The following is a 26,921-nucleotide window of genomic DNA, read 5'->3' as shown; positions in this document are numbered from 1 at the left end:
AGATGTGTTTAAGAGACTGGCTCTGGCGGCACCGGTGGCGGGGGCGCGACGGGTGGTGGAGCAGGCGGTTCGGCCTCGGGGGGTTCGGGTTGCGGCGGTGGCGGCGTGGGTTCCAACGGATCGGGCGCCGGCGCGGGCGTCGAAGAGATCAGTGTTGAGCGCAGGTACCAGTTTTCGTTGCTGCCGGCGCTGACGCCGCCTTTGAACAGATAGTATTCATAGGCACCGGCCGCGACTGGACCATTGAGTGCGAAGGCGCTGGAAGTGGTGGTGGCGCCGTTCAACGACTGCACCACCATGATGCCGTCCTGTGTCGTGGCAGCGCCGGCGCCGCCGACATTCACGACCGTGACGCTTGTGCTGCCGCTGGCCGTTCCGCCGGAAATCACAAGTTTGTCCGAAGCAGAAGAATCGGCGCCGAGTACGGTCTGCAGCAACAGGAGGCCGTCATTGCCGGTATAGTTGCCGGCAATGGTGAACGTGTCGGTCAGGCTGCTGCCGCCATTGGTGAGATCGATGCGTCCGGCGTTGACGACATTGGCAAGTTGTCCTGCCGAGAAGGCCGAAACGCCACCATTGCCGCCGCCGCCATAAAGCGTGCTGGTTGCGTCGACATTAAGGGTCCCCGTTCCGGTGCCGGTGTCACCCAGCACAAGCGTTCCGCCGAATGTCAATTCGGTATCGTTCGTCGCGTTGACGGTTTCCCAATTCTGCAGCCGGGAAACATTGGAAAGATCGACGTTCGAAAGCGTGACCGCATCCGTGCCGAGCCCGCCGCTAATCGCTTTCGTGGCGCCGAGATTGCCATTGTTGAGATTGCTGAGCGTTGCGGTGTCGTTGTCGCCACCGAGTTCGATCGTGCCGTAGATGATGCCGCCACCGTTCCAGTTGAAGGTGTCTTCGCCAAAGGAGAGGAGCACGTCGCCGCCGATCGACCCGCCTGTCACGGTCACGCTGTCGTTGCCGCCGCTGACACTGATATTGCCGCCAATCGTGCCGCCGGAGACGATGACTGTATCCTGGTCGAAGCCAGTGACGAGATTGCGATCGATGGTGCCGCCCGACATGTTGAAGTAGTTCTTGTCGAGCTTCATGTTCACGCGGCCGATGCGTCCGCCCGTCATCACGGCGCGATCACCGTCGTCGAAGAAATCGACGATACGTCCGTTCGACATGAAGAAAGTGTCGAGACCGTCGCCCTGGTTGAGCGAACCGATCTGGCCGCCGGTCATCTGGAAATCGTCGATGCCGGCGCCTTGCTGGACATTCCCGCTCACCGTACCAGCGCCGATCACGAAACTGTCGACGCCGTCACCCTGTTCCACCGTGCCAGTAATAGTGCCGGACTGCATGTCGATGCGATCCGCGCCTGCGCCGTAGGTCACATTGCCGGTGATCTGTCCGGTGCCGCCGGCAGGGAAGAGTAGCGTGTTGTTGCCGCCGGTATCGACAAGATTGCCGACTGTCGTGCCGCTATCGCAGATGACGGTATCGTCGCCGGGCGTTGACGAAAGGACACAGGCGGCAGAGGCAGGCTCTACTGGAAGAAAGCTCAGGAAGAGAGAGGTCGAAGCAAGTAGTCCGAGTCTTCCACGCAGTGAAATACCCACCCGAACTTGCCGGGTCGACACAGTTTGCCGCATCTCTCTTTCCCTCGAAAATAATCTGTTTAAATAACCGCTTACGAACCTTTCCTCACGACAACCCCATCCGATCCCCGCACCGCCGGTCAGGCTGGCCGCCACAAAGAAGCCATGATTTGCGTCGCGCCTCCAAACACGGTTTGTTTCCATGGTTTATAAATTGCGAATATTCGGAATTGCTCTGGGCGGGGCAAGCCGGACCCTTCTTGAAACATTTTCGCAAAGTCGTAAGGCTTGAGGCGTGGACAGGACAGGGCAATGACAACCACCGATACGGCAGGCCTTGCTCTGACCGGGGCCTCGACGAGCGCGCGGGCGCACTATTTGCGCGGTATCTCCGAACTGCAGCGTTTCGTCGGCGATCCCGTCGGGTCAGTTGACCTGGCGATTGTCGAGACGCCCGCCTTCGTCATGGCGCATGTGCTGAAGGGCTATCTGTTCGGCCTCTCGACGGAGCGCGAGGCGATGGCGGTTGCACGCGCTTGCCACGAAGCGGCGCTGCCCCTTGCTGCGACAGCGCGAGAGCGAGGCCATGTCTTGGCGCTCGGCCATCTGGCCGCGGGGCGCTGGCACGAAGCCTCGCGAATCCTCGAAGACCTTACCATCGAATTTCCTCTCGATGCCCTTGCCCTGCAGGCCGGACACCAGATCGACTTCTTCACAGGCAATGCGCGCATGCTGCGCGACCGCATCGGCCGCGCCCTGCCGGCCTGGGACAAAGCGATGCCAGGCTGTCACGCCGTTTTCGGCATGCAGGCTTTCGGGCTGGAAGAGATGGGCGACTATAACCGCGCCGAGCAGTTCGGCCGCGCCGCTATAGAACTCGAGCCACGCGACGGCTGGGCACAGCATGCCGTGGCACATGTCATGGAAATGCAAAGCCGGCAGCGCGACGGTATCGCCTGGATGAACGCCAACAAGGAAGGCTGGACGCGGGAGAGTTTCCTCCAGGTGCACAATTGGTGGCACCTTGCCCTATTCCACTACGATCTCGGTGAGACGGATGAGGTACTTTCCCTGTTCGACGGACCGATCTACGGCAAGCGCTCGACACTGTCGCTCAACATGGTCGACGCTTCGGCGATCCTATGGCGTCTGCACCTCGGCGGCGTCGATGTTGGCGATCGTTGGGTTGAACTTGCCGCCAATTGGGCACCAAAAGCAGCTGCCGGCAACTACGCCTTCAATGACGCCCACGCCATGATGGCCTTTGTCGGTGCCGGATTGGATGCGCCGGCGAAAGTCTTGCTGGAGACGCAGGCCGAAGCGATGCGGGCTGGCGACGACAATGCCGCCTTTACGCGTGAGGTCGGCCATCCCGTCACGCTCGCCGTGAAAGCCTTCGCGGAGGGAAATTATGGTAAGACCGTGCGGCTGCTAAGGCCCATCCGCTCCGTCGCACATCGCTTCGGCGGCAGCCATGCGCAGCGCGATGTCATCGACCTCACGCTGATCGAAGCCGCGTTGCGCGACGGCAATGCGCCGCTGGCAAGGGCGCTGACCGCCGAACGCGCGCTGGCCCGGCCCGAAAGCCCTCTTTCCTCCCTATTTGCGCGTCGCGCTGCGGTCCTGGACGTGAATTGACCTGATACGACCCTTAAAGTAGAAGTTAGACTTTATATTTTTCGGAGCTCGAAAAATATAAACCGGCATTTGGCTGACGCATCGGGTCAGGCCTCGGTCGAAAGGGAGGAAGGCATGTATCTCGGGCTTGATCTCGGTACTTCCGGCGTCAAGGCGCTGCTGATCGACGACCGGCAGGCCGTTATCGGTTCCGGTCATGCCACCCTGGACGTGTCGCGTCCGCATCACGGCTGGTCGGAGCAGGACCCGGCCGAATGGGTACGGGCCTGTCGCGATGCCATTGCGGAGTTGAGGGCGGCTCACGCAAAAGAATTCGCGGCGATCAAGGGCATCGGCCTGTCCGGCCAGATGCATGGCGCGACGTTGCTCAATGCCGCCGATGCCGTGCTGCGGCCCTGTATCCTGTGGAACGATACGCGCAGCTTCGCCGAAGCCGCGAAACTCGACGCCGATCCGCGTTTCCGCAAGCTCACCGGCAACATCGTTTTTCCTGGCTTCACCGCGCCGAAACTCGCTTGGGTGAAGGCGAACGAACCGGCTGTTTTCACTGAGGTCGCGAAAGTCCTGCTGCCGAAAGACTATCTGAGGTTCTGGCTGACCGGCGAACACATTTCCGAAATGTCGGATTCGGCCGGCACCGCCTGGCTCGATGTCGAAAAGCGGCGCTGGTCGCCGGAGCTTTTGGCAGCTACCGAGCTCGACGAGAAACACATGCCGGCGCTAGTCGAAGGTACTGAAAGGGCAGGCGGGTTGCGTGCAGAACTCGCCTCTGAATGGGGCGTGAAACCCGGTATCCCCATTGCCGGCGGCGCCGGCGACAACGCTGCTTCCGCTTGCGGCATGGGTACGGTCGGCGAAGGCCACGCCTTTGTTTCGCTGGGCACCTCTGGTGTACTGTTTGCCGCGAACGCGTCCTACCTGCCCAATCCCAAAAGCGCGGTACACACCTTCTGCCATGCCCTGCCGGCAACCTGGCATCAGATGGGCGTCATCCTGTCCGCCACGGATTCCCTCAACTGGCTCTCCAACATCACCGGCAAAAGTGCAGGCGACCTGACGGGGGAACTCGGCGATGCGCTCAAGGCGCCAGGTGGCGTCATTTTCCTGCCTTATCTCTCGGGCGAGCGTACACCGCACAATGATGCCGCTATTCGCGGCGCTTTTGTCGGGCTCGAGCACGAATCGCACCGGGCTGCGCTAACCCAGGCCGTTCTGGAAGGCGTCGCTTTTGCGTTCCGCGATAGCTTCGAGGCTTTGCGCGCCGCTGGAACGACGCTGGAGCGCGTGACAGCGATCGGCGGTGGTTCACGTTCGCGCTACTGGCTAAAGGTGGTCGCCACGGCGCTGGGCATTCCGGTCGATGTGCCTGCCGATGGCGATTTTGGCGCTGCGTTCGGCGCGGCGCGGCTTGGCCTCATCGCGGCGAGTGGCGCAGATCCGCTCGCAGTCTGCACGGCCCCTGCCGTTGCAGCGACTATCAATCCGGATAAGGCTTTGGTGGCTGCATTCGAGGACACCTATAAACGCTACCGGGCACTTTATCCCGCCATCCGCGGGACGATGTAGATACGAGCCCTCCCCGGAGGGGAGAGCTCGATTCGTGGCTTGTCGCAGCGCCATCTCACTGTGCCGGAACTTTATCGAGAAAGCCGATGATACTCTTCAGTCGGCCATTCTCGATCAAGCCGATGTCCGTACCCTCGATCACCGAATCCACGCCTTCGGGACCGAGATTCCACGAAAAGCGAATATGGTCGCCGAAGCCGTCCGGCGTGCCGCATAGCGTAAAGCGAAAGCCCGGAAAACGCTGCTGCACGCCCTCGATCAACTGGGTCATACCGCCGTGGCCGTCACCCTGCATGATCGGGTCGCAGTAGCTGACATCCTGGGTGAACGCCGCTTCAATCAGGCCGGTGCGGCGTGCTGCGTCGGCTTCGTTCCAGGCATCGACGTAGTTCCGGGCGATGGCGTTGAGGTCAGTCATGGTTTGGTTCCTTTCAGGTTTTGACGCCGACTTTTTCGCCCAGCGGCAAAACGGAACCAATTACGCGGCAGGTAATCAGCACGATGTTGGCTCGATAGGGCGCACTGGTCCAGTGCTGAGAGAAAGAAGGCGCTTGCGAAAGGTATCGCTGCATAGGAGACCGCTGCGGCAGAACGCGGAGCATGAAAATGACGAACGACAACGCACCGGGTGAAGCGAACGGGACCAGGATTGCGGTTAGACGCGCGGCCGAGACGGACTTTCCAGAACTGAAGCGCATCCTGCGCGAAACTTTCGAAAGCACCTGGCGGCCCGAAATCACCGAGGACGCAACTCGACGCTATCTCGAGACCGATATCGGGGGCCGCTTCATCGACGAGCAAGGTCTCCGGTTTCTCGTCGCTGTCATCGATGGCGAGGTAGCTGGGCTCGTCAACTGGCAGGATGATTTCATCGATGCCTTGCATGTCAGCTCCCGTCACCAGCGCCTTGGAGTCGGCCGCGCCTTGATGGACGAAGCCGAAAAAGCCATCCGGGCGGCGGGCCAAACTCAGGTGCGATTGGAGACCGACAGCTTCAACGAACGCAGCCAGGCTTTCTACAAGACCCTCGGTTACGAGGAGAAGGACCGTTATCCCGACCTGGAGTGGGACAGCGATTTGACGACAGTGCTTTTCGAAAAGAAATTCTAGAATCATTTAGCCGAAGAAGCGTTGGTGAAATGAAATCACCGCAAACGCACAAATTCGTGACGCAATTTTCTCAATTCGCCTTTCAATCGCCTTGAGCTTGCCTTCAAGAAGCCGTCACAGGTTTCCTATATACAGGCCTCGCTAGAGCGTTTCGCAGAAACGCGGAAACGCTCTAAACCTTGTTTACGCAATTCCCGACGCAAAACCGCTAGGCACTTTTGCTGGAATTGCTCTGGCACGAATCGAAAGGAGGCGAAGAATGCAGTCTGAACACGAAATCGACGCCCTTCTGTCGCGTGAGCATGCCGGCTCGATCATTGACCGTTTGATGTCTATGCCGCGCCCGACCAGCGATGCAAAGGTGGCCAATGAATGGGACCGCGCGGTAGCCGGCCGTTTCGAGGCCCATCTGGCCAAGCAGATGCGCGACCTGATCGATGGGCCCCGTAGCCGCGCCGCCTGACCGGGTGGCGGTCTAGCCGCCTCTTACCTTTGTCGGCGCTTCGCCGAACGCTTTCGAAAATGCTCTGGAAAATGCCGCTGCGGACGAGAATCCCGTCCGTTCTGCAATGTCGGCCATGGCGATGCGTGTGTCCACGACAAGCCGCCTGGCTGCGCCGAGCCTGAGTCGCAGGTAGTAGGCGCCCGGCGTCTCGTCGATCGACGTGCGAAATATGCTCTCAAGCGTGCGGGCGGTAACGCCCGCACGCTTGGCGATTGCGGCGATCGTCAAGGGCTGGTCGACATGCGCTTCCATCAGTCGGATTGCCTGGGCAAGACGTGGATCGTAGCCGTCGAGCCGGCCGAGGGAGACCAGCGGCTGCGCGTCGGTTGCCGCGCGAGCCTGGTCGTAGATGAAAACGCTCGCCACATCGAGCGCGACTGCCATGCCGAGCCGCGAGCGCACCAGATGCAGCATCAGATCGAAGGTGGGTGAGGCACCGCCCGAGGTAAAGACGGGACCATCGATGACATAGCGGTCGGGGCGTACATCGGTGTCGGGAAAGGCAGCGGTGAAATCCTCCATATCCTCCCAGTGGGTCGTGGCGTTGCGTCCCTCCAGCAGGCCTGCGCGGCCGACCAGCCAGGTTCCTGCCTCGACACCCCCGATAGCACGCGCTGTGCGCGCTGCTCGCCTGAGACCGGCTAACAACGCCGAGGTCGCGTAATTCTGCGTACCGAAGCCGGCGATCACCACCAGCATATCGACGGCCTCAGCCGAATCGAATCGCCCGGAGACGGCGACGGGGAGGCCACAGGTCGTCACTGGTGCGTCACCCGTTACGGAGACCAGTCGGTAGTCGAACAGTGTCTCGCCGGTGATGCGGTTTGCCGCCCGCAGCGGATCGAGCGCGGATGCCACGCACATGATCGAAGCCCCGGAGAAGACAAGGAACGTCACCTTGAGCGGCGCGCGTTCGGCAAGAAAGATTGAGGGCCTTTCGGTTTTTGCCATGTTTGTTTCGTAAAAGGCAAAACAGAGTTCGGCAAGCGGCGCAATGATCCATCGAAAGCATTTCGGGAGGAAAAAGCGATGCCGCTTGCGATGAACCGCGAGGTCTTCATTACCTGTGCCGTGACCGGATCCGGCGGCACCCAGGACCGCAGCCCACACGTACCGCGTTCGCCGAAACAGATCGCCGATTCGGCCATCGAGGCGGCTAAGGCGGGCGCAGCCATCGTGCATTGCCATGTACGCGATCCCGAGACCGGCAAGCCACGCCGCGATGTCCATCTCTATCGTGAAGTCACCGAACGCATCCGTGATGCCAATGTCGACGTGATTCTCAACCTGACCGCCGGCATGGGCGGGGACATGGTGTTCGGCGATGTCGAGAATCCGCTGCCGCTGAGAGAGCAGGGCACCGACATGGGCGGCGCCAGCAACCGTGTCGAGCATGTGCGCCAGTGCCTGCCCGAGATATGCACGCTGGATTGCGGCACCATGAACTTCAACGAAGCTGACTACGTCATGACCAACACGCCAGGCATGCTGCGCGCCATGGGTGGCATGATGACGGCAATGGGCGTGAAGCCGGAAATCGAGGCTTTCGACACCGGCCACCTCTGGTTCGCCAAACAATTGGTGGAAGAGAAGGTGCTGGCGCCCGATGCGCTGGTGCAACTGTGCATGGGCGTGCCGTGGGGAGCTCCCGACGACCTCAACACCTTCATGGCGATGGTCAACAACGTGCCGAAGGAATGGACCTTCTCGGCATTCGCTCTCGGCCGCAACCAGATGGCTTATGCGGCTGCCGCTGTTCTGGCCGGCGGCAACGTACGTGTCGGGCTGGAAGACAATCTCTGGCTGGACAAGGGTGTGCTTGCCACCAACGCGCAACTGGTCGAACGTGCGGTGAGCATCGTCGAGAATCTTGGCGCTCGCGTGATCGGGCCGGAAGAGGTTCGCAAGAAGCTCAACCTCACCAAGCGCGCGCCGCTGGCGGCATAAGCTTCGTAAAATTTGAAGCCCTTTCGGGGAACGACAACAATGACAATCGAAAAAGCGGCCGCCATCGGCGGCGGAGTCATCGGTGCGGGCTGGGTCGCGCGCCTTCTGCTCAACGGCATCGACGTTGCGATATACGATCCCGATCCGGAGGCGTCACGCAAGGTCAGCGAAGTGATGAAGGGCGCACGCCGCGCCTACAAGCAGATGCTGCCTAGCGGCCTGCCCAAGGAGGGCAAGCTTACCTTCGCCAAGACGATCGCTGAGGCGGTGACGGACGCCGATTTCATCCAGGAAAGCGTGCCGGAACGGCTGGACCTCAAGCACAAGGTGCTGGCGGAGATCGATCTTCATGCGCCGGCCAATTCGATTATCGGCTCGTCGACCTCGGGCATCAAGCCATCCGACATGCAGGTGGCGATGAAGAAGCACCCGGAGCGGCTGGTCGTCGGTCATCCGTTCAATCCGGTCTACCTGCTGCCCTTGGTCGAAATCGTCGGCGGCGCACAGACCTTCCCGGAGGCGATCGAGGTCGCCAAGGAAATCTATTCGTCGATCGGCATGAAGCCTGTGGTCATCCGCAAGGAGATCGAGGCTTTTGTCGGCGACCGTCTGCTCGAGGCCGCCTGGCGTGAAGCACTGTGGCTGATCAAGGACGGCATCTGTACCGTCGAGGAACTCGACGACATCATGCGCTATTCCTTCGGTCTGCGCTGGGCGCAGATGGGTATGTTCCAGGTCTACCGCATCGCCGGCGGCGAAGCCGGCATGCGCCACTTCATGGCGCAGTTCGGGCCGTGCCTGCAATGGCCCTGGACCAAGCTGACCAACGTGCCGGAATTCAACGACGAACTGGTCGACCTGATTGCCGGCCAGTCCGACGACCAGTCGTCCAAATGGTCGATCCGCGAACTCGAGAAGATCCGCGACGACAATCTCGTCGCGATCATGGAAGCGCTGTCCAAGCAGAACAAAGGCAAGGGCTGGGGCGCCGGCGCGCTGCACAAGAACTATACGAAGCAACTCGCCGAACTGGCTTCGGCAAAGACGAAGGCCTCCGGTGCCGCCGCGAAAGCCAAAGCGACAAAGCCGGTTAAGAAGGTCGCCAAGAAGATTGCCGGGAAGAAGGGTTGAGCCAATGCATTTCGGCCTGACCGAAGAACAACAGCTCATCGTCGACACCACGCGGGCCTTCGTGGAGAACGAGCTCTATCCTCATGAACTGGAGGTCGAGCGCAGCGGCCACCTGCGCATGGACCTGATCAAGGAACTGCAGGCCAAGGCGATCGCGGCCGGCCTCTATGCCGCCAACATGCCGGCCGGAGTCGGCGGCGCCGGACTGGATACGCTGACCTGGCTGCTCTACGAGAAGGAACTTGGCCGTGCGAATTACGCGCTGCATTGGACCTGCGTGGCGCGGCCGTCCAACATCCTGCTGGCCGGCACCGACGCGCAGCGCGAGAAGTATCTCTTCCCTTGTATTCGCGGTGAGAAGTGGGACTGCCTGGCCATGACCGAGCCCGGCGCAGGTTCGGATCTTCGCGGCATGAAGGCGAGCGCGGTCGAGAAGGGCGGCGACTGGGTGCTGAACGGCACCAAGCATTTCATTTCCCATGCCGACATCGCCGATTTCGCCATCTGCTTCATGGCTTCTGGTGAAGAAGACAGCCCCCGTGGCAAGCGCAAGAAGATCACTGCTTTCTTCGTCGACAAGGGCACGCCCGGCTTCACCGTGCGCGACGGCTATCGCAACGTCTCGCATCGTGGCTACACCAATTCGGTGCTGGAGTTCGACGACTGCCGTATCCCGAAGGAACAGGTGCTGGGCGAAGTCCATAAGGGCTTCGAGGTGGCCAACAGCTGGCTGGGCGCCACCCGCCTGCAGGTCGGCGCAACCTGCCTGGGCCGTGCCGAGCGCGCTCTGCAGCACGCGATCGAATATGCCGCGCAGCGCGAGCAGTTCGGTCAGCAGATCGGCAAGTTCCAAGGTGTTTCCTTCAAGCTGGCCGACATGGCGACGGAGCTGAAGGCCGCCAACCTGATGGTGATGGAGGCAGGCTGGAAATACGACCAGGGCAGCGTGACCGATCAGGACATGGCCATGGCGAAACTCAAAGCCACCGAGGTCCTGGCCTATATCGCCGATGAAGCGATCCAGATACATGGCGGCATGGGCTTGATGGATGACCTGCCTCTGGAGCGCATCTGGCGCGATGCCCGCGTCGAGCGCATCTGGGAAGGCACCTCCGAGATCCAGCGCCACATCATTTCGCGCGCCCTGTTGAGGGCCGTGGGAGGTTAGCCCCGCACTATGGCCTCATATCATGGCTAAGACCGGCATCAAGGAAACCGACCTGTACCTACCCGTTAAGAGCCTGCTCGAAGCGCAGGGTTACACGGTGAAAGGGGAGGTCGGTGCTGCCGACATCGTGGCGGTCCGCGATGGCGATGATCCGGTCATCGTCGAACTGAAGGCAGGGTTTTCGCTCTCCCTGTTCCATCAGGCAATCCAGCGCCAGGCCATCAGCGATGCGGTCTATGTCGCCGTCCCACGTGGCGCCGGGCGCGCTTCGCTCAAGGCGCTGGTCGACAACAGGAAGCTGTGCCGGCGGCTCGGGCTCGGCCTGATCACGGTCCGCCTTGCCGACGGTTTTACCGAGATTCATTGCGATCCTGCACCATACAAGCCGCGCCAGTCGAAACCGCGCAAGACAAGGCTGTTGCGCGAATTCGAAAGATTGGTCGGTGATCCGAACCTCGGCGGCGCAACCCGCCGCAATCTTGTGACGGGATATCGCCAGGAAGCGCTGCGCTGCCTCAATCTGCTCGACGAACGCGGCCCGACAAAGGCGGCCGAAGTCGCGAGACAGACCAGTGTCGCTCATGCCCGTCGCCTGATGGCCGACAACCATTACGGTTGGTTCGAGCGAATTAGCGCTGGAATCTATGCGCTCAGTCCAAAGGGCGTAAAGGCGACTGAAGAATATCTCATCGAACTCGAAAAGCTCCGCGCGGCTCGCCCGGACAATGCAGCTGTGATCACCGAACCATGACAATGCCTCGAGACCTTTCACGCCTGCTGCGCCCGAAATCCATCGCCGTCGTCGGCGGCGGTTTCTTTGCGCCCAATGTCGTCAAGCAATCGCTCAAAATGGGCTTTGCCGGCGATATCTGGCCGATCCATCCGAGCAAGGAGGAGGTGGCTGGTATCAAGGCCTACCGTTCTCTCTCGGAACTACCCCATGCGCCGGATGCCACCTTCATCGGCGTCAACAGGCGTCTCACCATCGACGTGGTGCGGGAGTTGAACGAGCGCGGCGCCGGCGGCGCCATCTGCTTCGCAGCCGGCTTCCGTGAGACCGCGCATTACGAGGCTGAAGGCCAGGACCTGCAGCAGGCGCTGATCGAAGCCGCGGGCAACATGCCGATCATCGGTCCGAATTGCTACGGGCTGATCAATTATGCCGACGGTGCACTGTTGTGGCCGGATCAGCATGGCGGTCGCAGGCTGGAGAAGGGTGAAAAGGGTGCCGCCATCATCACCCAATCTTCCAACATCGCTTGCAACCTGACCATGCAGACACGCGGCCTGCCGGTGGCTTTCCTGATGACGGCAGGCAACCAGGCTCAGACCGGTCTTTCCGAAATGGCGCTCGGTCTCATCGAGGACGACCGCGTCTCTTGTCTCGGCTTGCATATCGAGGGTTTCGATAAAGTCGATGGCTTCGAGCGGCTGGGGGCGCGGGCACGAGAACTGAAGAAACCGATCGTTGCCATGAAGGTCGGACGCTCCGAACAGGCGCGTGCCGCCACGATATCCCACACGGCCTCGCTCGCCGGCTCGGATGCTGCGTCCGATGCCTTCCTGAAGCGGCTCGGCATTCCGCGCGTCGACACGATCCCGTCATTCCTGGAAACACTCAAGTTGCTGCATGCCATCGGGCCCTTGGCAAAGCCAACCTTGTCTTCGATGAGCTGCTCCGGCGGCGAGGCGTCGGTCATGGCCGATACGGCGGAGGGCCGTCGCGTGTATTTCCCTGCGTTGACGGAAGCGCATAGGGCGCGCGTGCAGGAGACACTTGGGCCGCTTGTCGCCGTCGCCAATCCGCTCGACTACAACACCTACATCTGGGGCAAGCAGGACGCGCTCACTGCGACCTTCTCGGCCATGGCCTCCGGCGGTTTCGGCCTCAATATGCTGGTCCTGGATTTTCCGCGCACGGACCGCTGTTCCGACGCCGACTGGTGGCCGACCGTGAATGCGTTCGAGGCCGCGCTGAAGGCCAACAATGCGCATGGTGCCATCGTCGCCTCGATGGGCGAGAACCTGTCGGAGGATCATTCTGCCGAGTTGCTCAGGCGCGGAATCGTACCGATTCATGGCATCGCCGAAGCGTTCGACGCGGCAGAGGCGGCCGTGTTTGTCGCAGAGGCTTGGCAACGTCCGACCTCACCGAGCATCGCGAACAATGGTTTCGAACATGGGAGAGGCGAGGATGTTGCCCCGGAACGGCAACCGGATGAAGCCACTGCCAAGGCCATGCTGGCGGTTGCCGGCCTGCCGGTGCCGCAAGGCAGGCACGCGGCAAATGCCGCCGAAGCTGTTGTCGCGGCCGAAGCGATTGGCTTTCCGGTGGCGCTGAAGGCGCTCGGCGTGGCGCACAAGAGCGAACTCGGAGCGGTACGTCTCAATCTCAAGAGTGCCGAGGATGTAAGCGAGGCGGCGAGGGCCTTGCTGCCGCTGGGCAGCGGCCTCTATGTCGAGGCGATGGTGACCGGCGGCGTTGCCGAGCTCATCGTTGGCCTGACCCGCGACCCGGTCTTCGGTCCGGTGATGACGGTTGGCACTGGCGGTGTGTTGGTGGAACTGTTGGAAGATAGCGCCACGCTGCTGCTGCCGACGACGTCCAGCGAGATCGAGGCGGCACTGCGCGGCCTTCGCATGTTCCCGCTGCTCGACGGTTATCGCGGCCGGCCCAGGGCCGACCTGGATGCGGCCCTTGCGGCAATAGAGAAGATCGCCCGTTTCGCTGTGGCGCATGCCGGCGGTATCGAGGAACTGGACATCAATCCGCTGATCGTCTGCGCCGAAGGCAAGGGAGCCTGGATTGCAGACGCCCTGCTGGTTGTGACCGCTCAACAACTTTCCGAAAAGACCGGCGTTCGGGCCGAGGGAGAAAGAGAATGTCTGACGTCGTAAGAACCCGCCGCGAGGGCGTCATCCTCGAAGTCACACTCGACCGGCCGAAGGCCAACGCCATCGACTTGAAGACGTCGCGTCTTTTGGGTGAAACCTTCAAGGCATTTCGTGACGATCCGGAACTGCGCATCGCCATCGTCAAGACCGCCGGCGACAAGTTCTTTTCCGCCGGCTGGGACCTCAAGGCGGCAGCCGCGGGTGACGCCGTGGACGGCGACTATGGCGTCGGCGGCTTTGGCGGCCTGCAGGAACTGCGCGATCTGAACAAGCCGGTCATCGCCTGCGTCAACGGCATGGCGGTCGGCGGCGGCTTCGAACTGGCGCTGTCCTGCGACCTCATTTATGCCTCGGATCATTCCAGCTTTGCGCTGCCGGAGATCCGCGCCGGCACGCTGGCGGATGCCGCGACCGTCAAGCTGCCGAAGCGGATTCCCTATCACGTCGCTATGGACCTGCTGCTCACCGGCCGGTGGATGGATGTGCAGGAGGCGCATCGCTGGGGCCTCGTCAACGAGGTGCTGCCGGCCGACAAGCTCGAGGATCGTGTCTGGGAGATCGCCCGCCTGCTGGCCGGCGGCCCGCCTCTGGTCTTCTCCGCCATCAAGGAGGTTGCCCGCGCCGCCGAGGCGATGACTTTCCAGGAAGCCATGAACTGGATCACCAAGCGCCAATTCCGTACTGTCGACGAGCTCTATGCTTCGGAAGACAATCTCGAAGGGTTCAAGGCTTTCGCGGAAAAGCGCGATCCGATTTGGAAAGGCAAGTGAGCGTCAAACGGTCATGACCGACTACAAGGAGCTGATCGACGCGGAGACTTGGGCTTTCATCGAGAAGACCAACTCCTACTATCCGCCAGACACGATCGACTACACGATCGAACAGCAGCGTGGTGTCTACGACCGCATGTGCCGGGAGTTCTTCGCCGGTTATCCCGATGGTGTCACGGCGGAGACGACCACCATCAAGACATCCGATCACGCTATTCCCGTCCGCATCTATCGCAAGGCGGGAGAACAGCCGAATGCCCTGGTGCTCTATTTCCACGGCGGTGGCTTCATTCTCGGTGGCCTGGACAGTCATGACGATGTCTGTGCCGAACTGTGCGGCCGGACTGGTTATGAGGTTGTGTCGGTCGATTACCGTCTGGCGCCGGAGCATCGCCATCCTGCCGCTTTCGAGGATGCGATGGCCGCATTCCATTGGGTGGTGTCGCATTACCAGCTGCCGATCCTGCTGGTCGGCGACAGCGCCGGCGGCAATCTCGCCGCCGCGGTCGCGCATGCAACGCGCACGCACACGCACCGAGCCATCGGCCAGCTGCTGATCTATCCTGGTCTTGGTGGCGACCAGTCGAAGGGGTCCTACGTCAAGCACGCCGAAGCGCCCATGCTGACGATGCGCGACCTGATCTTCTACAAGAATATCCGCACCGGCGAGGAGGAGCGGATCGGTGACCCAACTGTAGCGCCGCTGCTGGATCGTGATTTCAGGAATCTGCCGCCGACCGTCGTCATCACGGCCGAATGCGATCCGCTGTCCTCTGATGGCGAGGCCTATCGCGACCGCATCCTTGCCGCCGGCGGCAAGGCTTTCTGGCGGGAGGAGGAAGGTTTGGTGCACGGCTATTTGCGCGCCCGCCATTCAGTGACGCGTGCGCGTGAAAGTTTTGCACGCATTGCCGACGCCGTGGGACTGCTGGGCAGGAAGGAATGGCCTATCGAATGGCGCCTTCCGTAACGGCCTGTAGCATAATGTTAGAAAGTTAGCGGGTCGTCATATGCTGGGGTGAATGCTAGCGTAGATAGGGGTGGCTTTTAACGACGTCAGGAGATCGTCATGGCCACCGTGCTCAACGCCAAGGGCGTGCCCCTTTACTACAGCGGTTCTTCGGTCAATCACTTCTCGGCGACCAATTCCGGGCCTCACCTCTACGGCAGCGTCAAGAACGATTCGCTATGGGGCGACAGCAGCGTGAATGTCACCATGCATGGCGGACTGGGCGACGACATCTATCATCTCTATTCGGCCATCAATCGCGCTGCTGAGGAACCGGGCGGAGGCATCGACACCGTCGAAACCTGGATGAGCTATACGCTGCCCGAGAACATCGAGAACCTGACCGTTACTGGCAACGGGCGCTACGCCATCGGCAACGGCCTCGACAACATCATCAGTGGCGCTTCCGGCAAACAGACGATCGACGGCGGTCTGGGCGACGATGTTTTAAAAGGCGGCGGCGGCGCTGATGTTTTCCTGTTCGAGAAAGGCAACGGCAGCGATCTGATCCTCGACTTCAGCGCCGACGACAATGTCCGCCTGACCGGCTACGGCTTCAGTTCATTTGCCGAGGTGCAATCGAACATGGTTCAGTCGGGCAATAACGTGCGGCTGAACCTCGGATCGGACGAATTCCTGATCTTTGCCAACACGACGGTCGACCAGTTGAAGGCGGATCAGTTCGAACTCAGCCTCGACCGGTCTCATCTCAGCCTGTCTTTCTCGGACGATTTCGATACACTGAACCTGCGCACCGGCACCAGCGGCACATGGGACACCAATTTCTGGTGGGGTGCCGAAAATGGAAGCACGCTCAGCTCGAACGGTGAAAAGCAGTGGTATATCGACCACGAATACGCGCCGACGAGTTCAGTTGATCCGTTCGATGTCGAGAATGGCGTGCTGACCATTACCGCTGCGCGGGCCGCAGATGATATCCAGCCTTACATCAACGGTTACGACTACACGTCAGGGCTGCTCAATACCTACAGTTCGTTTGCCCAGACCTATGGGTATTTTGAAATCCGCGCCGACATGCCCGAGAAGCACGGCGTGTGGCCAGCCTTCTGGCTGCTGCCGGCGGATGGTTCCTGGCCGCCGGAACTCGACGTCGTCGAAATGCGCGGGCAGGATCCGAACACGATCAACGTCGCTGCCCATTCGAATGAAACCGGCAGCCGGACCACGGTCGGGTCGGCGGTGGGGGTGCCCAGCACCGAAGGCTTCCATACTTACGGCCTGCTTTGGACCGAAGACGAGCTTGTCTGGTATTTTGACGATACCGAGATTTTTCGCGCCGACACGCCGGCAGACATGCATAAACCCATGTACATGCTGGTCAACCTGGCGGTGGGCGGTGCCGCCGGAACGCCGGCAGACGGGTTGGCGACACCAGCGGAAATGCAGGTCGACTATATCCGCGCCTATGAGCTGAACAATGCGGATATACAGGCTGATGTCAGCCCGGTAAGCGAGCCGGTTCACACCCACGACTGGTGGCTCTAAGCCGCCGTCTTCAGCGCCATGCGGCAATCCCTTCCGCCGCATGGCGCTGATCGAATGTTCAGGCCTTCAGCCAGCAGGCGCCGAGGGCATAGCCATCCATCATTTCGCCTTGCGGATTGGCCACCCAGCCATCGATCTTGCTGGTCGCCGCGGCATCGATGAATTGGTTGAAGAACGGTACGATCACGCCGCCTTCGTCGCGCACCAGCGTCGCCATGTCGTGGAACAGGACCTTGCGTTTGTCCTGGTCGAGTTCGCCCCGCGCTTTCATCAGCAATTGGTCGAATTCCGGGCGCTTGAAGCGCGTGTCGTTCCATTCCGCGGTGGAGACCAGCGCCGTTGCATACATCTGGGCCTGTGTGGCCCGTCCGCCCCAATAGGAGAGCGAGAACGGCTTCTTGTTCCATACCTCCGACCAGTAGCCGTCGCCGGGTTCACGCTTGATCTCGATCTTGATCCCCGCCTTGGCACAGCTCTGCTGGTAAAGCTGGGCGGCATCGACCGCGCCTGGAAACGCAACATCGGAGGTGCGCAGCAGGATCGAGCCTGAATGGCCCGACTTCTTGTAGAGCTCGGCTGCTTTTTCGGGGTCGAACTTGCGCTGTTCGAGGCCTTCCGGAAACAAGGGGTAGGCGGCATTGATCGGGAAGTCGTTGCCGAGCGAGCCGTAGCCGAACAGGATCTTGGAAAGCAGTTCGTCCCGGTCCATTGCCAGCTTCAACGCCATGCGCAGGTCCGCATTGTCGAACGGCGCGGTGTCGCAGAACATGTTGAATGGATAGAAGCCGCGGCCCGACGTCGCCTCCACCGAAACACCCGGTACACGCTTGACGAGATTCACCACCTTTGGCTCGACCCGGTTGATGAAATGCACCTGGCCGCCCTGCAGCGCAGCGAGACGTGCGGTCGCGTCGTTGATCACCACGATCTCGACCTGATCGGCATGGCCAAGCTTGTCGCCGCCCCAATAGTTGGCAAAGCGCTCGCCGCCATGGCGAACGCCCGGCTCATTGACCTTGACCTTGTAAGGGCCGGCGCTGATCCCGGCATTCGGGTCGTCCTTCCCGCCATTCGGCTGAATGACGAGGTGATAATCGGCCATCAGATAAGGAAAGTCGGCATCCGGTTCGGCCAGCGAGACGATCACTTCCCTGCCTTCGGCCTTCATCGCCTTGATGTTCTTTAACACGCCGAGGGCGCCCGATTTGGACTTTTCGTCGGCATGACGCTCGAGCGTGGCAAGCACATCCTCTGCCTTGACGGTCTTGCCGTTGTGAAATTCGATGCCGTCGCGCACCTTGATGGTCCAGGTCTTGGCGTCGTCGGAAGAGCCGATCTCCTCGGCGATCATGTTCTCCAGGCTTCCATCCGGGTTTAGCCGGTTGAGGAACTCGCCCCATTGCTTGCAGAAATTGAACGTGACCTGGCTGAGGTTCGTTGCGGGGTCGAGATTGTTGGTCGACTCTCCACCCTGCAGTCCGGCCTTCAGGATGCCGCCCTTGACCGGTGTCTGGGCAAAGGCGCGGTCGGCCAGCGTGCCTGCCATGGCGGCGGTAACGCCAAGCGCTGCGGCGCGTCCGAGGAAATCGCGGCGGCTGATGCCGCCACGCACGGCCAGTCTGGCTAGATGATCGAGTTCGGTTGTCATTGTCTGCTCCCTTCCCTGTTTCGGGCTGTCCGCCCCCAAGATGGTCACAGTGACGGCCGCTCGTTGCGGCCGGATGACATTTCCTAATTTCCGGCGCTCTGCATCCGCCGCCCCTGGATTGCACTCTCCAGCCAGCCCTGTTCCATCTCCGGCACGGAAGAGAGAAGCAGATCCGTATAGGCGTCGAAGGGGGGGTGAAGCACCTGGCTCTTAGGCCCATAGCGTACCACTTCGCCGCGATACATCACCGCGATCGCGTCTGCGATCGACTTTACCGTGGCAAGATCGTGCGTGATGAAAAGGTAGGCGACTTTCTCCTCCCGCTGCAACTCGAGCAGCAGTTTAAGGATGCCGTTGGCCACCAGCGGGTCGAGCGCGGAGGTGACTTCGTCGCAAATGATCAGCTTCGGTTTGGCCGCCAGAGCGCGGGCGATACAGACGCGCTGCTTCTGGCCGCCGGAAAGCTCAGCCGGATAGCGGTCGGCAAAGCCTGTGCCCATCTCGATCTTGTCGAGCAGTTCGGCGACACGTTTATCGCGTTCCTTGCCGCGCATGCCGAAATAGAACTCCAGCGGTCTACCGATGATGGTGCGCACCGTTTGGCGCGGGTTCATGGCGACGTCGGCCATCTGGTAGATCATCTGCAACTGGCGCAGATCTTCCTTTGGCCGGTCGGCCAGTCGGTTGGACAAGGTGCGGCCATCGAAATTGATGGAGCCTTGCTGCGGCGGCAGAAGTCCCGTGATGGCGCGCGCCAGCGTCGACTTGCCGGAGCCGGATTCGCCGACAACTGCCAGTGTCTGCCCAGGATGCAGGTCAACCGAGACGTTCTTCAGGACCTTGACGGCACCGCCGCCATAAGCGGCGGTCACGTTCTTTACCGACAGTATCGGCGTGGGACTCGGCTGCTTTTCGGTGTGGTCGATCTCATGCACGGCCACCAGGGCGCGAGTATAATCCTGCTGCGGCAGCTTGATGATCTGGTGCGTGTCGCCGCGTTCGACAAGCCGGCCGTGACGCAGCACCAGGATTTCGTCGGCGACCTGTGCCACAACGGCAAGGTCGTGGCTGATGTAGAGCGCTGCGACATGAGTGTCCCGGATGGCATCCTTGATCGCGGCCAGAACGTCGATCTGCGTCGTCACATCCAGCGCCGTCGTCGGTTCGTCGAAGACGATCAGGTCAGGTTCCGAGCAAAGCGCCATGGCGGTCATGACGCGCTGGAGTTGGCCGCCCGAGACCTGATGCGGGTAGCGACTGCCGATGGTCTCGGGATTGGGCAGGCTGAGCTTTTTGAACAGCGCGACTGCACGCTTCTCGGCCTCCGCCCGCGAGGCAACGCCATGCAGCATGGCCGCTTCCACGACCTGGTCCATAAGCTTGTGCGCGGGATTGAAGGCGGCCGCAGCCGACTGTGCCACATAGCACACCTCGCGGCCGCGTACCTTGCGCACGCCGGCCGGACCGAGTGTCAGGATATCGCGACCGTTGAGCAGAACCTGGCCGCCGGTGATTTTCACGCCACCACGGCCGAAGGCCATCGAAGACAAGCCGATGGTCGACTTGCCGGCACCGGATTCTCCGATGAGGCCCAGCACCTTGCCCCGCTTCAGTGTCAACGACACATCATGCACCAGCGTCACGGTCTTTGGTGCTTCATCGGGTGGAAACACCCGCGCCTCGATGCGAAGATCGCGGATGTCGAGCAGCATTTCTGGTTTGGGAGTAGCTGCCTGTGCCTTAGCCATTGCCGCGTCCTCCCTTAAGGTCCGAGGTGCGGTTCAGCACCCAGTCGGCGACGAGGTTGACCGAGATGGCCAGCAGGGCGATCGCGGCCGCAGGGATGAGGGCTGCGGGGATGCCGAAGACGATCCCGTCCTTGTTCTCTTTCACCATGCCGCCCCAATCTGCATCCGGCGGCTGTACGCCGAGGCCGAGGAAGGACAGAGCCGACAGGAAGAGTACAGCATAGATGAAGCGCAAACCCAGTTCCGAGATCAGTGGCGACAGCGCGTTGGGCAGGATTTCGCGGAAGATGATCCAACCCATGCCTTCGCCGCGCAGCTTGGCGGCTTCGACGAAATCCATGACATTGATGTCGACGGCGACCGCGCGCGACAGGCGATAGACGCGCGTAGCATCGAGGATGCCCATCACCAGGATGAGCGTCGTCACGGTCGAGGGCAGCACCGACAGCACCACCAGCGCGAAGATCAATGTCGGGATCGCCATCAAAAGATCGACGAAGCGCGAAAGCAGCATGTCGAATTTACCGCCGACCGTTGCGGCTGTGAAACCGAGGATGGAACCGAGGCAGAAGGCCAATGCCGTCGCTAGCACCGCGATGAAGATGGTGATGCGGGCGCCATAGATCATGCGCGTGAGCAGGTCGCGGCCGAGATTGTCGGTGCCCAGCACATTGGCCGACGACATCGGCGCCCAGACATCGCCGACGATCTCGCCATTGCCATAGGGCGCGATCCAGGGCGCGAAGACCGCGCAAACCAGGAACAGGCCGGTGAGGATGAGGCCGATCCAGGCGGTGAGGGGAATGTTTCTCATGCCGCCCTCACTTCGGATGCCGCAAGCGCGGATTGGCGAGGATCGCGGCAATGTCGGCGATCATGTTCAATGTGATGTAGACGGCGGCGAAGATCAGGCCGACGGCCTGCACCACCGGCACGTCGCGCTTGGCAACATGGTCGACCAGATATTGTCCCATGCCCGGATAGACGAATATGACCTCGACCACCACCACGCCGACGATCAGATAGGCGAGGTTCAACGTCACCACATTGACCACCGGTGCGATCGCATTGGGAAAGGCATGCTTGCGGATGATCTCGAAGGGCGACAGACCCTTGAGCTCGGCCGTCTCGATATAGGCCGACTGCATGACGTTGAGGATCGCCGCGCGCGTCATGCGCATCATATGCGCCAGCACGACCAACGTCAGCGCAGTCGCCGGCAAGGCGATCGCTTTCATCCGCTCCAGGAACGGCATGCCGTCATAGACCGTCGAGATGCCGGGGAAGATCTGCCACTGCACGGCGAAGAAATAGACGAGCAGGTAGCCGATGAAAAATTCCGGCAGCGATGTGGACGCCAGTGCGAGCCCCGAGATCAGCTTGTCGATGAAACCGTTGCGATAACGCACAGCAAGCAGGCCGAGGCCGATCGCCAGCGGCACCGAGACCACGGCGGCCCAGAAGGCGAGGAACAACGTGTTCCACAACCGCCCACCGATGGCGGAAGCGATGTCCTGACCCGACGACAGCGCTGTGCCGAGATTGCCGGTCAGGATGCCGCCCAGCCACTTGAGATAGCGGATATAGGCAGGGTCGTTCAGCCCCAGGGCCTCGCGCAGATTGGCGAGCGACTCCGCCGTCGCCGACTGGCCGAGGATAGATTGGGCAACGTCGCCCGGGAGGATCTGCGTGCCGACAAAGATCAGCACGGAGACGGCGAAGAGGAGCAGAAGGCCCAACGCGATGCGTTGGGCGATCAGTTTCAGGATCGGCGAACTCACCGGGCGGCCTGGATTAAGCCGCCAGCCAGCAGATCGACAGGGCGTAGCCGCCGCACATCTCCTGCGCCGGGTTGCTTACCCAACCCTGCACGCCCTTGCCGGATGCGTCGATATACTGGTTGAAGAACGGAACGATCAGGCCACCCTCGTCGCGCATCACCGTGGCGATGTCGGTGTACATCTTCTTGCGCTTGTCCTGGTCGAGTTCACCGCGCGCGGCCAGCACCATCTTGTCGAATTCCGGCCGCTTGAAGCGCGTGTCGTTCCAGTCTGCGCTGGAGATGTAGGCGGTGGAATACATCTGGTCCTGCGTCGGCCGACCGCCCCAGTAGGAGAGCGAGAACGGCTGCTTGTTCCAGACTTCCGACCAGTAGCCGTCGCCCGGCTCACGCTTGATTTCGATCTTGATACCGGCCTTGGCACAGCTCTGCTGATAGAGTTGGGCGGCATCCACCGCGCCGGGGAAGGCGACGTCGGAGGTTCTCAGCAGGATCGAGCCGGAATGGCCGGACTTCTTGTAGAATTCTGCCGCCTTCTCAGGATCGAACTTACGCTGCTCGAGATCGGTCGGGAACAGGGGATAGGCCTCGTTGACCGGGATGTCGTTGCCGACCTTGCCATAGCCGCGCAAGATCTTCTCCAGCATTTCTTCACGGTCCATGGCGAGCTTGAGCGCCATCCTGAGGTCGTTGCTGTCGAAGGGGGCGGTGTCGCAGAACATGTTGAACGGGTAGAAGCCCTTGCCCGACACGGCCTGGATGGTGACGCCTGGCACGCGCTTGACGAGGTCGACGATCTTCGGCTCGACACGGTTGATCATGTTGACCTGGCCGCCCTGGAGTGCGGCGGTTCGCGCGGTCGCATCGTTGATGACGATGATCTCGACCTGGGCCGCATGGCCGATCTTGTCGCCCTGCCAGTAGTTGGCGAATTTCTCGCCGCCATAGCGCACGCCCGGTTCGTTGACGGTCACTTTGTAGGGGCCGGCGCTGATGCCGGCATTCGGGTCGTCCTTGCCGCCATTCGGCTGGATGACGAGATGGTAGTCGGCCATCAGATAGGGGAAATCGGCGTTCGGGTCCTTGAGCGTGATGACGACCTCGTCACCGTTCGCCGCCATCTTGTCGATGCCTTGAAGAATGCCGAGCGCAGCCGATTTCGACTTCGCGTCGCTGTGACGCTCAAGTGTCGCGATGACGTCTTGTGGCGACACGGTCTTGCCGTTGTGAAACTCGACGCCTTTGCGGATCTTCATCGTCCAAGTCTTGGCATCGTCCGACGATCCGACCGATTCGGCGATACGGTTCTCCAGGGTGCCATCGGGATTGAGTTCGACCAGCATCTCCCCCCAGCACTTGCCGAAGTTGAAATTCACCTGGCTGAGGTTCAGCGCCGGGTCGAGTACGTTCGAGGATTCGCCACCCTGCAGGCCTGCCTTCAATGTCCCGCCCTTGACCGGCCCTTCTGCCCGCGCGGCATCGCTGAGAAGCGTGTTGGCGAAAGCGGCTGTGACGCCGAGCGCCGCTGCGCGGCCAAGAAAATCGCGGCGGTTCAGTTTTCCGGCGGCGACGCGACGGCTGAGGTACTCGAGTTCGTTCGACATTCTGTTCCTCACTCTTTTGGCTCGACCATTCTGGTCGATTTCTTGTTCTTGTCGGGAGGATAATGGACGTAAGGGAAACTTCAGCGCAAGGCCGCATGCGACATCGATTGCCGCATATGGCATGTCGTTTTTGAGATGCTCGTGCGCGTACGGTTTTCCGGTACCTGGAAAACTGCGGTCGGATTGACTTAAAAATCCATTTTTCTCCCATAGAAACGAGGATTTTGCGCAGCGAGAAGCTGTTTGCCTGCTGGCTGGCAGCTGGCGTTGGGCCAGCTGCCGGTAGGTCATTCCGTTTGCGACATGACTGCACGGCTTGTCGAGCGCCTCGCGCAACCCATGGCTGCGAGATCAGGCCAGGTTGTCGCGGCCGCTCCTCATCATGCCTGCAGCCAGCACTTGGTCAGGGCATGGCCGTTCATCAGTTCGCTGTTCACATCGTCGACCCAGCCTCCAACCTTGGCGCTGGTTGCGTCGATATAGTCATTGAACATCGGAACGATGACACCGCCTTCGTCACGCAGCATGAGGCCGGCCTGGCGATAAAGCGTCTTGCGCTTGGCCGAATCCAGTTCCGACCGCGCCTGCAGGATCAGCTTGTCGAAATCGTCGCGGAAGAAGCGGGTGTCGTTCCACTCGGCATTCTTGAGATAGGCGACGGAATACACCTGGTCCTGCGTCGGGCGGCCCGTCCAGTAGGACATGGAGAAAGGCTGCTTGTTCCAGACTTCAGACCAATAGCCATCACCCGGCTCGCGTTTGACCTCGATCTGGATGCCGGCCTTGGCAGCACTCTGCTGGTAGAGCTGCGCAGCATCGACCGCGCCGGGGAAGGCGACGTCCGAGGTGCGTAGCAACACGGGGCCGGAATGACCGGACTTCTTGAAATGGAACTTCGCCTTGTCGGGATCGTATTTGCGCTGCTCGATGTCATCGGAGAACAGTGCGTAGGCCTTGCTCACCGGCATGTCGTTGCCGACGGTGCCGTAGCCACCGAGGATCTTCTGTACCATCTCCTCGCGGTCGACCGCGTATTTCAGCGCCAGCCTGAGATCGTTGTTGTCGAAGGGCGCGGTGTTGCAGTGGGCGATGAAAACGTAGTGGCCCTTGCCGGCGACGTTGCGGATGGTGACGCCCGGGACGCGTTTGACCAGCGACACGATCTTCGGCTCGACGCGGTTGATCATATGCACCTGGCCGCCCTGAAGCGCCGAGGTGCGTGCCGTGGCATCGTTGATGACGATGATCTCGACCTGGTCGGCATGACCACGCCGGGCCTGGTCCCAATGGCCTTCGTGGCGGGCGCCGACGTGCCGCACGCCGGGTTCGTTGGTCACCACCTTGTACGGTCCGGTGCCGATGCCGGCGGTCGGGTTATCCTTGCCTCCGTTCGGCTGGATCATCAGGTGATAGTCGGCCACAACATAGGGCAAGTCGGCATTGGGCTCTTTCAACTTGATGACGACATTGCCGCCATCGGCCTTGACGCTGTCGAACTCGGAGATGAAGGCGAGCGCCGCCGATTTCGAATTCTTGTCGCCATGGCGTTCCAGCGTTGCCACCACATCTTCTGGCGTCAATTCCTTGCCGTTATGGAAGGTAACGCCCTTGCGGATCTTGAAGATCCAGGTCTTGGCGTCGTCGGACGCCTCGTAGGATTCAGCGAGCTTCGGTTCGATGCCGCCGGTTGGCGTCACCTCCACCATCTGCTCTCCCCAGCAGCGGCCGAATGTGTAAGGGACCTGGCTGGCCCAGAGTGCCGGATCGAGGCTGTCGGTGGCCGCGCCTCCCTGCATACCGGCCTTCAGCACACCGCCCTTGACCGGGCCTTCGGCTTTCGCCGCATCGCTGAGCAGCGTGTTGGCGAAGGCCGCGCTGACACCGAGTGCCGCGGCGTGGCCCAGAAAATCGCGTCGGTTCAGCTTGCCGGCGGCAACGCGGCGGCTAAGGTATTCGAGTTCGTTGGACATCTTGTTCCTCTCTCCTTTGGCTCGGCCATTCCGGCCGAGTTCTCGTTTTTGTCAGGAGGAAGAATGGACGTTAGGGAAACTTTGGCGCAAGGCCGAATGCGACATCGATTGCCGCATTTGGCATGTCCCCCTTGGAGGATAGCGCGTGCCAGTCCAGCCGACTTCTCTGCGGAATTCCGGTTGCGATGGCTGGAACAGGCGTGTCCTTTAGTTCAACGGAATGTCGTTGTCGGCCTTGCCGTCCTGATAGTCGGCGGAAAGCGCGTCGTATTTGTCGGAGATGGTCTTGATGCGGGTTTCCAGCCGGACCCGATCGATCTCTGACAATTCTCGCACCAGACGACGCAGCGAATAGCTTTTCCAGTAGGCGTTCTCGGCATTGTAGCCGCCGGGGTCGAGCGTGAAGACCTCTTTCAGGATCTTCAAGTCGTGTGGAATGGCGAAGCTGTCGCGCGAATCCTCGTGGCTGAACAAATAGTAGAAGTTGTCGAAGCCGGTCCAGGTGATCGCCGACAGGCAGAGCGAACACGGTTCGTGCGTGGCCAGGAAGATGGCTTCCTTTGTGTCGACGCGCTCAGCCCTGGGCATTTCATAGAAGCGCTTCAGGCAATGCACTTCGCCGTGCCAAAGCGGGTTCTCGGTTTCGTTGTTGGTCTCCGCCAGTACCAGCGAACGGTCGCTCTTGCGCAGGATGGCGGCACCGAACAGCTTGTTGCCATCTGCCACACCGTCTTCGGTCTTCGGCACGATGTCGTGCTCGATGACGTCAAGCAGGCGGTCGATCAGCGAAACGTCGGTCATGGCTGGAACCCCTTAGGCAGATGGATTTCGTAGGGATGCGAGAAGTGGAATTCCTCGACATTGGAACCGTCGCCGCCGCGATCGACGACAACGAAGTCTTGTGGCTCGCCGATCGGCGTCAGCACGCCATGCCAGAGATTGCGTGGATAGTTCACGCCCTGGCCGGGCTTGGTGACGAAGGCAAGCGGTTCGGCCGGGCCGTCCGGGCTGTCATGGCAGACCACGACCACGAAGGGGCGAGGCGACAACGGCACGAAAGCCTGGCTGCCGAAGGGATGCCGTTCCACCATCGAGAGTTTTAACGGGAACTCATAAGGCGTGCCCTTGAACAGGTTGATCAGCACATGGCCGTTCGGACCGGTGGCTTCTGCGCGGGCCAGCGCGTGAAAGCGTTCGCATCTGCCGCCATTGATCGGATAATGACTATCGGTCTCGGTGTCGATGACTTCGCCGAATTCGGCGAAATTCGCGCGTGTCAGAGGCTTGGCGGTGATGATGCGCGTCATGATCTGACCTCTTTGCAGATAGCCCAAGCC

At 61.2% G+C, this 26,921-nt stretch carries 22 protein-coding genes and 1 pseudogene; 12 read left to right on the top strand and 11 right to left on the bottom strand.

Annotated features, from left to right (window positions below):
- Positions 1–20: 20 nt before the first annotated feature.
- Positions 21–1,643, bottom strand: a pseudogene (locus tag L4923_RS11625) (autotransporter family protein); the annotation flags it as partial.
- 258 nt (positions 1,644–1,901) lie between these two features.
- Here L4923_RS11625 and L4923_RS11620 point away from each other — a divergent pair.
- The gene (locus L4923_RS11620) at positions 1,902–3,227 is read left to right on the top strand and encodes a tetratricopeptide repeat protein (RefSeq protein WP_239365035.1); all 1,326 of its coding nucleotides are present in this window, start codon (positions 1,902–1,904) and stop codon (positions 3,225–3,227) included.
- A 114-nt stretch (positions 3,228–3,341) separates the two neighbouring features.
- Complete coding sequence (gene xylB / locus L4923_RS11615) at positions 3,342–4,793, top strand: xylulokinase (protein ID WP_239365034.1); 1,452 nt, start codon at positions 3,342–3,344, stop codon at positions 4,791–4,793.
- A 55-nt stretch (positions 4,794–4,848) separates the two neighbouring features.
- Here the strand turns inward: xylB and L4923_RS11610 are convergent, their stop codons facing one another.
- Entirely contained in the window at positions 4,849–5,211 is a 363-nt protein-coding gene (locus L4923_RS11610; protein ID WP_239365033.1) for a nuclear transport factor 2 family protein, read from the bottom strand.
- A gap of 188 nt (positions 5,212–5,399) precedes the next feature.
- Between L4923_RS11610 and L4923_RS11605 the strand changes: the two genes are divergently transcribed.
- Entirely contained in the window at positions 5,400–5,903 is a 504-nt protein-coding gene (locus L4923_RS11605; RefSeq protein ID WP_239365032.1) for a GNAT family N-acetyltransferase, read from the top strand.
- Between the two features lie 259 nt (positions 5,904–6,162).
- On the top strand, positions 6,163–6,366 hold the full coding sequence (locus L4923_RS11600; protein WP_239365031.1) for a hypothetical protein: 204 nt from the start codon (positions 6,163–6,165) through the stop codon (positions 6,364–6,366).
- Positions 6,367–6,378: 12 nt separating this feature from the next.
- Here L4923_RS11600 and L4923_RS11595 read toward each other — a convergent pair whose 3' ends face one another.
- Positions 6,379–7,359 carry a GlxA family transcriptional regulator gene (locus L4923_RS11595; RefSeq protein WP_239365029.1) on the bottom strand — a complete coding sequence of 327 codons (981 nt, stop codon included), beginning with the start codon at positions 7,357–7,359 and terminating at the stop codon, positions 6,379–6,381.
- Between the two features lie 78 nt (positions 7,360–7,437).
- Here L4923_RS11595 and bcoG point away from each other — a divergent pair, with 78 nt between their 5' ends.
- From bcoG to eglC, 8 genes are all read left to right on the top strand, one after another.
- Positions 7,438–8,355, top strand: coding sequence for a 3-dehydrocarnitine:acetyl-CoA trimethylamine transferase BcoG (gene bcoG, locus L4923_RS11590; protein ID WP_239365026.1), 918 nt, complete (start codon positions 7,438–7,440; stop codon positions 8,353–8,355).
- Positions 8,356–8,394: 39 nt separating this feature from the next.
- Positions 8,395–9,486, top strand: coding sequence for a 3-hydroxyacyl-CoA dehydrogenase NAD-binding domain-containing protein (locus tag L4923_RS11585; protein WP_239365024.1), 1,092 nt, complete (start codon positions 8,395–8,397; stop codon positions 9,484–9,486).
- 4 nt (positions 9,487–9,490) lie between these two features.
- Positions 9,491–10,654, top strand: a complete 1,164-nt coding sequence (locus L4923_RS11580) for an acyl-CoA dehydrogenase family protein (protein WP_239365022.1) — start codon at positions 9,491–9,493, stop codon at positions 10,652–10,654.
- A gap of 22 nt (positions 10,655–10,676) precedes the next feature.
- Complete coding sequence (locus L4923_RS11575) at positions 10,677–11,405, top strand: DUF2161 domain-containing phosphodiesterase (RefSeq protein ID WP_239365021.1); 729 nt, start codon at positions 10,677–10,679, stop codon at positions 11,403–11,405.
- Positions 11,402–13,552, top strand: a complete 2,151-nt coding sequence (locus L4923_RS11570; RefSeq protein WP_239365020.1) for an acetate--CoA ligase family protein — start codon at positions 11,402–11,404, stop codon at positions 13,550–13,552. Before L4923_RS11575 ends, L4923_RS11570 begins: the two co-directional genes overlap by 4 nt.
- The gene (locus L4923_RS11565; RefSeq protein ID WP_239365019.1) at positions 13,537–14,319 is read left to right on the top strand and encodes a carnitinyl-CoA dehydratase; all 783 of its coding nucleotides are present in this window, start codon (positions 13,537–13,539) and stop codon (positions 14,317–14,319) included. Before L4923_RS11570 ends, L4923_RS11565 begins: the two co-directional genes overlap by 16 nt.
- 13 nt (positions 14,320–14,332) lie before the next feature.
- The gene (locus tag L4923_RS11560; protein WP_239365018.1) at positions 14,333–15,289 is read left to right on the top strand and encodes an alpha/beta hydrolase; all 957 of its coding nucleotides are present in this window, start codon (positions 14,333–14,335) and stop codon (positions 15,287–15,289) included.
- A gap of 99 nt (positions 15,290–15,388) precedes the next feature.
- The gene (gene eglC, locus L4923_RS11555) at positions 15,389–16,834 is read left to right on the top strand and encodes an endo-1,3-1,4-beta-glycanase EglC (protein WP_239365017.1); all 1,446 of its coding nucleotides are present in this window, start codon (positions 15,389–15,391) and stop codon (positions 16,832–16,834) included.
- 58 nt (positions 16,835–16,892) lie between these two features.
- Here eglC and L4923_RS11550 read toward each other — a convergent pair whose 3' ends face one another.
- The 8 genes from L4923_RS11550 to L4923_RS11515 form a co-directional block, all read right to left on the bottom strand.
- A complete protein-coding gene (locus L4923_RS11550; RefSeq protein ID WP_239365016.1) occupies positions 16,893–18,482 on the bottom strand; it encodes an ABC transporter substrate-binding protein in 1,590 nt (529 codons plus the stop codon).
- A gap of 83 nt (positions 18,483–18,565) precedes the next feature.
- Positions 18,566–20,230, bottom strand: a complete 1,665-nt coding sequence (locus L4923_RS11545; protein WP_239365014.1) for an ABC transporter ATP-binding protein — start codon at positions 20,228–20,230, stop codon at positions 18,566–18,568.
- Complete coding sequence (locus L4923_RS11540) at positions 20,223–21,044, bottom strand: ABC transporter permease (protein WP_239365012.1); 822 nt, start codon at positions 21,042–21,044, stop codon at positions 20,223–20,225. The genes L4923_RS11545 and L4923_RS11540 overlap by 8 nt, the downstream gene beginning before the upstream one ends.
- Before the next feature lie 7 nt (positions 21,045–21,051).
- Entirely contained in the window at positions 21,052–22,011 is a 960-nt protein-coding gene (locus L4923_RS11535; RefSeq protein ID WP_239365009.1) for an ABC transporter permease, read from the bottom strand.
- Positions 22,012–22,024: 13 nt separating this feature from the next.
- Entirely contained in the window at positions 22,025–23,614 is a 1,590-nt protein-coding gene (locus tag L4923_RS11530; RefSeq protein ID WP_239365006.1) for an ABC transporter substrate-binding protein, read from the bottom strand.
- Between the two features lie 380 nt (positions 23,615–23,994).
- Positions 23,995–25,584: an ABC transporter substrate-binding protein gene (locus L4923_RS11525; RefSeq protein ID WP_239365003.1), complete on the bottom strand. Its 1,590-nt coding sequence runs from the start codon at positions 25,582–25,584 to the stop codon at positions 23,995–23,997.
- Positions 25,585–25,791: 207 nt separating this feature from the next.
- Complete coding sequence (locus L4923_RS11520; RefSeq protein WP_239365000.1) at positions 25,792–26,385, bottom strand: nucleoside deaminase; 594 nt, start codon at positions 26,383–26,385, stop codon at positions 25,792–25,794.
- Positions 26,382–26,891 carry an ureidoglycolate lyase gene (locus tag L4923_RS11515; RefSeq protein ID WP_239364997.1) on the bottom strand — a complete coding sequence of 170 codons (510 nt, stop codon included), beginning with the start codon at positions 26,889–26,891 and terminating at the stop codon, positions 26,382–26,384. Before L4923_RS11515 ends, L4923_RS11520 begins: the two co-directional genes overlap by 4 nt.
- Positions 26,892–26,921: the final 30 nt, after the last annotated feature.

Source organism: Terribium retamae (genome assembly GCF_022347545.1).
Taxonomy (GTDB): domain Bacteria; phylum Pseudomonadota; class Alphaproteobacteria; order Rhizobiales; family Rhizobiaceae; genus Mesorhizobium; species Mesorhizobium retamae.
This window is presented reverse-complemented; position numbering and strand designations above follow the sequence as displayed.

What these genes read in the sequence shown, in the direction of transcription:
- L4923_RS11565 (WP_239365019.1), top strand. Translation starts at nt 13,537, where the DNA reads ATGTCTGACGTCGTAAGAACCCGCCGCGAGGGCGTCATCCTCGAAGTC.
- L4923_RS11545 (WP_239365014.1), bottom strand. Translation starts at nt 20,230, where the DNA reads ATGGCTAAGGCACAGGCAGCTACTCCCAAACCAGAAATGCTGCTCGAC.
- L4923_RS11580 (WP_239365022.1), top strand. Translation starts at nt 9,491, where the DNA reads ATGCATTTCGGCCTGACCGAAGAACAACAGCTCATCGTCGACACCACG.
- L4923_RS11530 (WP_239365006.1), bottom strand. Translation starts at nt 23,614, where the DNA reads ATGTCGAACGAACTCGAGTACCTCAGCCGTCGCGTCGCCGCCGGAAAA.
- L4923_RS11560 (WP_239365018.1), top strand. Translation starts at nt 14,333, where the DNA reads ATGACCGACTACAAGGAGCTGATCGACGCGGAGACTTGGGCTTTCATC.
- L4923_RS11600 (WP_239365031.1), top strand. Translation starts at nt 6,163, where the DNA reads ATGCAGTCTGAACACGAAATCGACGCCCTTCTGTCGCGTGAGCATGCC.
- L4923_RS11570 (WP_239365020.1), top strand. Translation starts at nt 11,402, where the DNA reads ATGACAATGCCTCGAGACCTTTCACGCCTGCTGCGCCCGAAATCCATC.
- L4923_RS11585 (WP_239365024.1), top strand. Translation starts at nt 8,395, where the DNA reads ATGACAATCGAAAAAGCGGCCGCCATCGGCGGCGGAGTCATCGGTGCG.
- bcoG (WP_239365026.1), top strand. Translation starts at nt 7,438, where the DNA reads ATGCCGCTTGCGATGAACCGCGAGGTCTTCATTACCTGTGCCGTGACC.
- L4923_RS11550 (WP_239365016.1), bottom strand. Translation starts at nt 18,482, where the DNA reads ATGACAACCGAACTCGATCATCTAGCCAGACTGGCCGTGCGTGGCGGC.
- L4923_RS11540 (WP_239365012.1), bottom strand. Translation starts at nt 21,044, where the DNA reads ATGAGAAACATTCCCCTCACCGCCTGGATCGGCCTCATCCTCACCGGC.
- L4923_RS11575 (WP_239365021.1), top strand. Translation starts at nt 10,677, where the DNA reads ATGGCTAAGACCGGCATCAAGGAAACCGACCTGTACCTACCCGTTAAG.
- eglC (WP_239365017.1), top strand. Translation starts at nt 15,389, where the DNA reads ATGGCCACCGTGCTCAACGCCAAGGGCGTGCCCCTTTACTACAGCGGT.
- L4923_RS11525 (WP_239365003.1), bottom strand. Translation starts at nt 25,584, where the DNA reads ATGTCCAACGAACTCGAATACCTTAGCCGCCGCGTTGCCGCCGGCAAG.
- L4923_RS11610 (WP_239365033.1), bottom strand. Translation starts at nt 5,211, where the DNA reads ATGACTGACCTCAACGCCATCGCCCGGAACTACGTCGATGCCTGGAAC.
- L4923_RS11620 (WP_239365035.1), top strand. Translation starts at nt 1,902, where the DNA reads ATGACAACCACCGATACGGCAGGCCTTGCTCTGACCGGGGCCTCGACG.
- L4923_RS11595 (WP_239365029.1), bottom strand. Translation starts at nt 7,359, where the DNA reads ATGGCAAAAACCGAAAGGCCCTCAATCTTTCTTGCCGAACGCGCGCCG.
- L4923_RS11515 (WP_239364997.1), bottom strand. Translation starts at nt 26,891, where the DNA reads ATGACGCGCATCATCACCGCCAAGCCTCTGACACGCGCGAATTTCGCC.
- L4923_RS11605 (WP_239365032.1), top strand. Translation starts at nt 5,400, where the DNA reads ATGACGAACGACAACGCACCGGGTGAAGCGAACGGGACCAGGATTGCG.
- L4923_RS11520 (WP_239365000.1), bottom strand. Translation starts at nt 26,385, where the DNA reads ATGACCGACGTTTCGCTGATCGACCGCCTGCTTGACGTCATCGAGCAC.
- xylB (WP_239365034.1), top strand. Translation starts at nt 3,342, where the DNA reads ATGTATCTCGGGCTTGATCTCGGTACTTCCGGCGTCAAGGCGCTGCTG.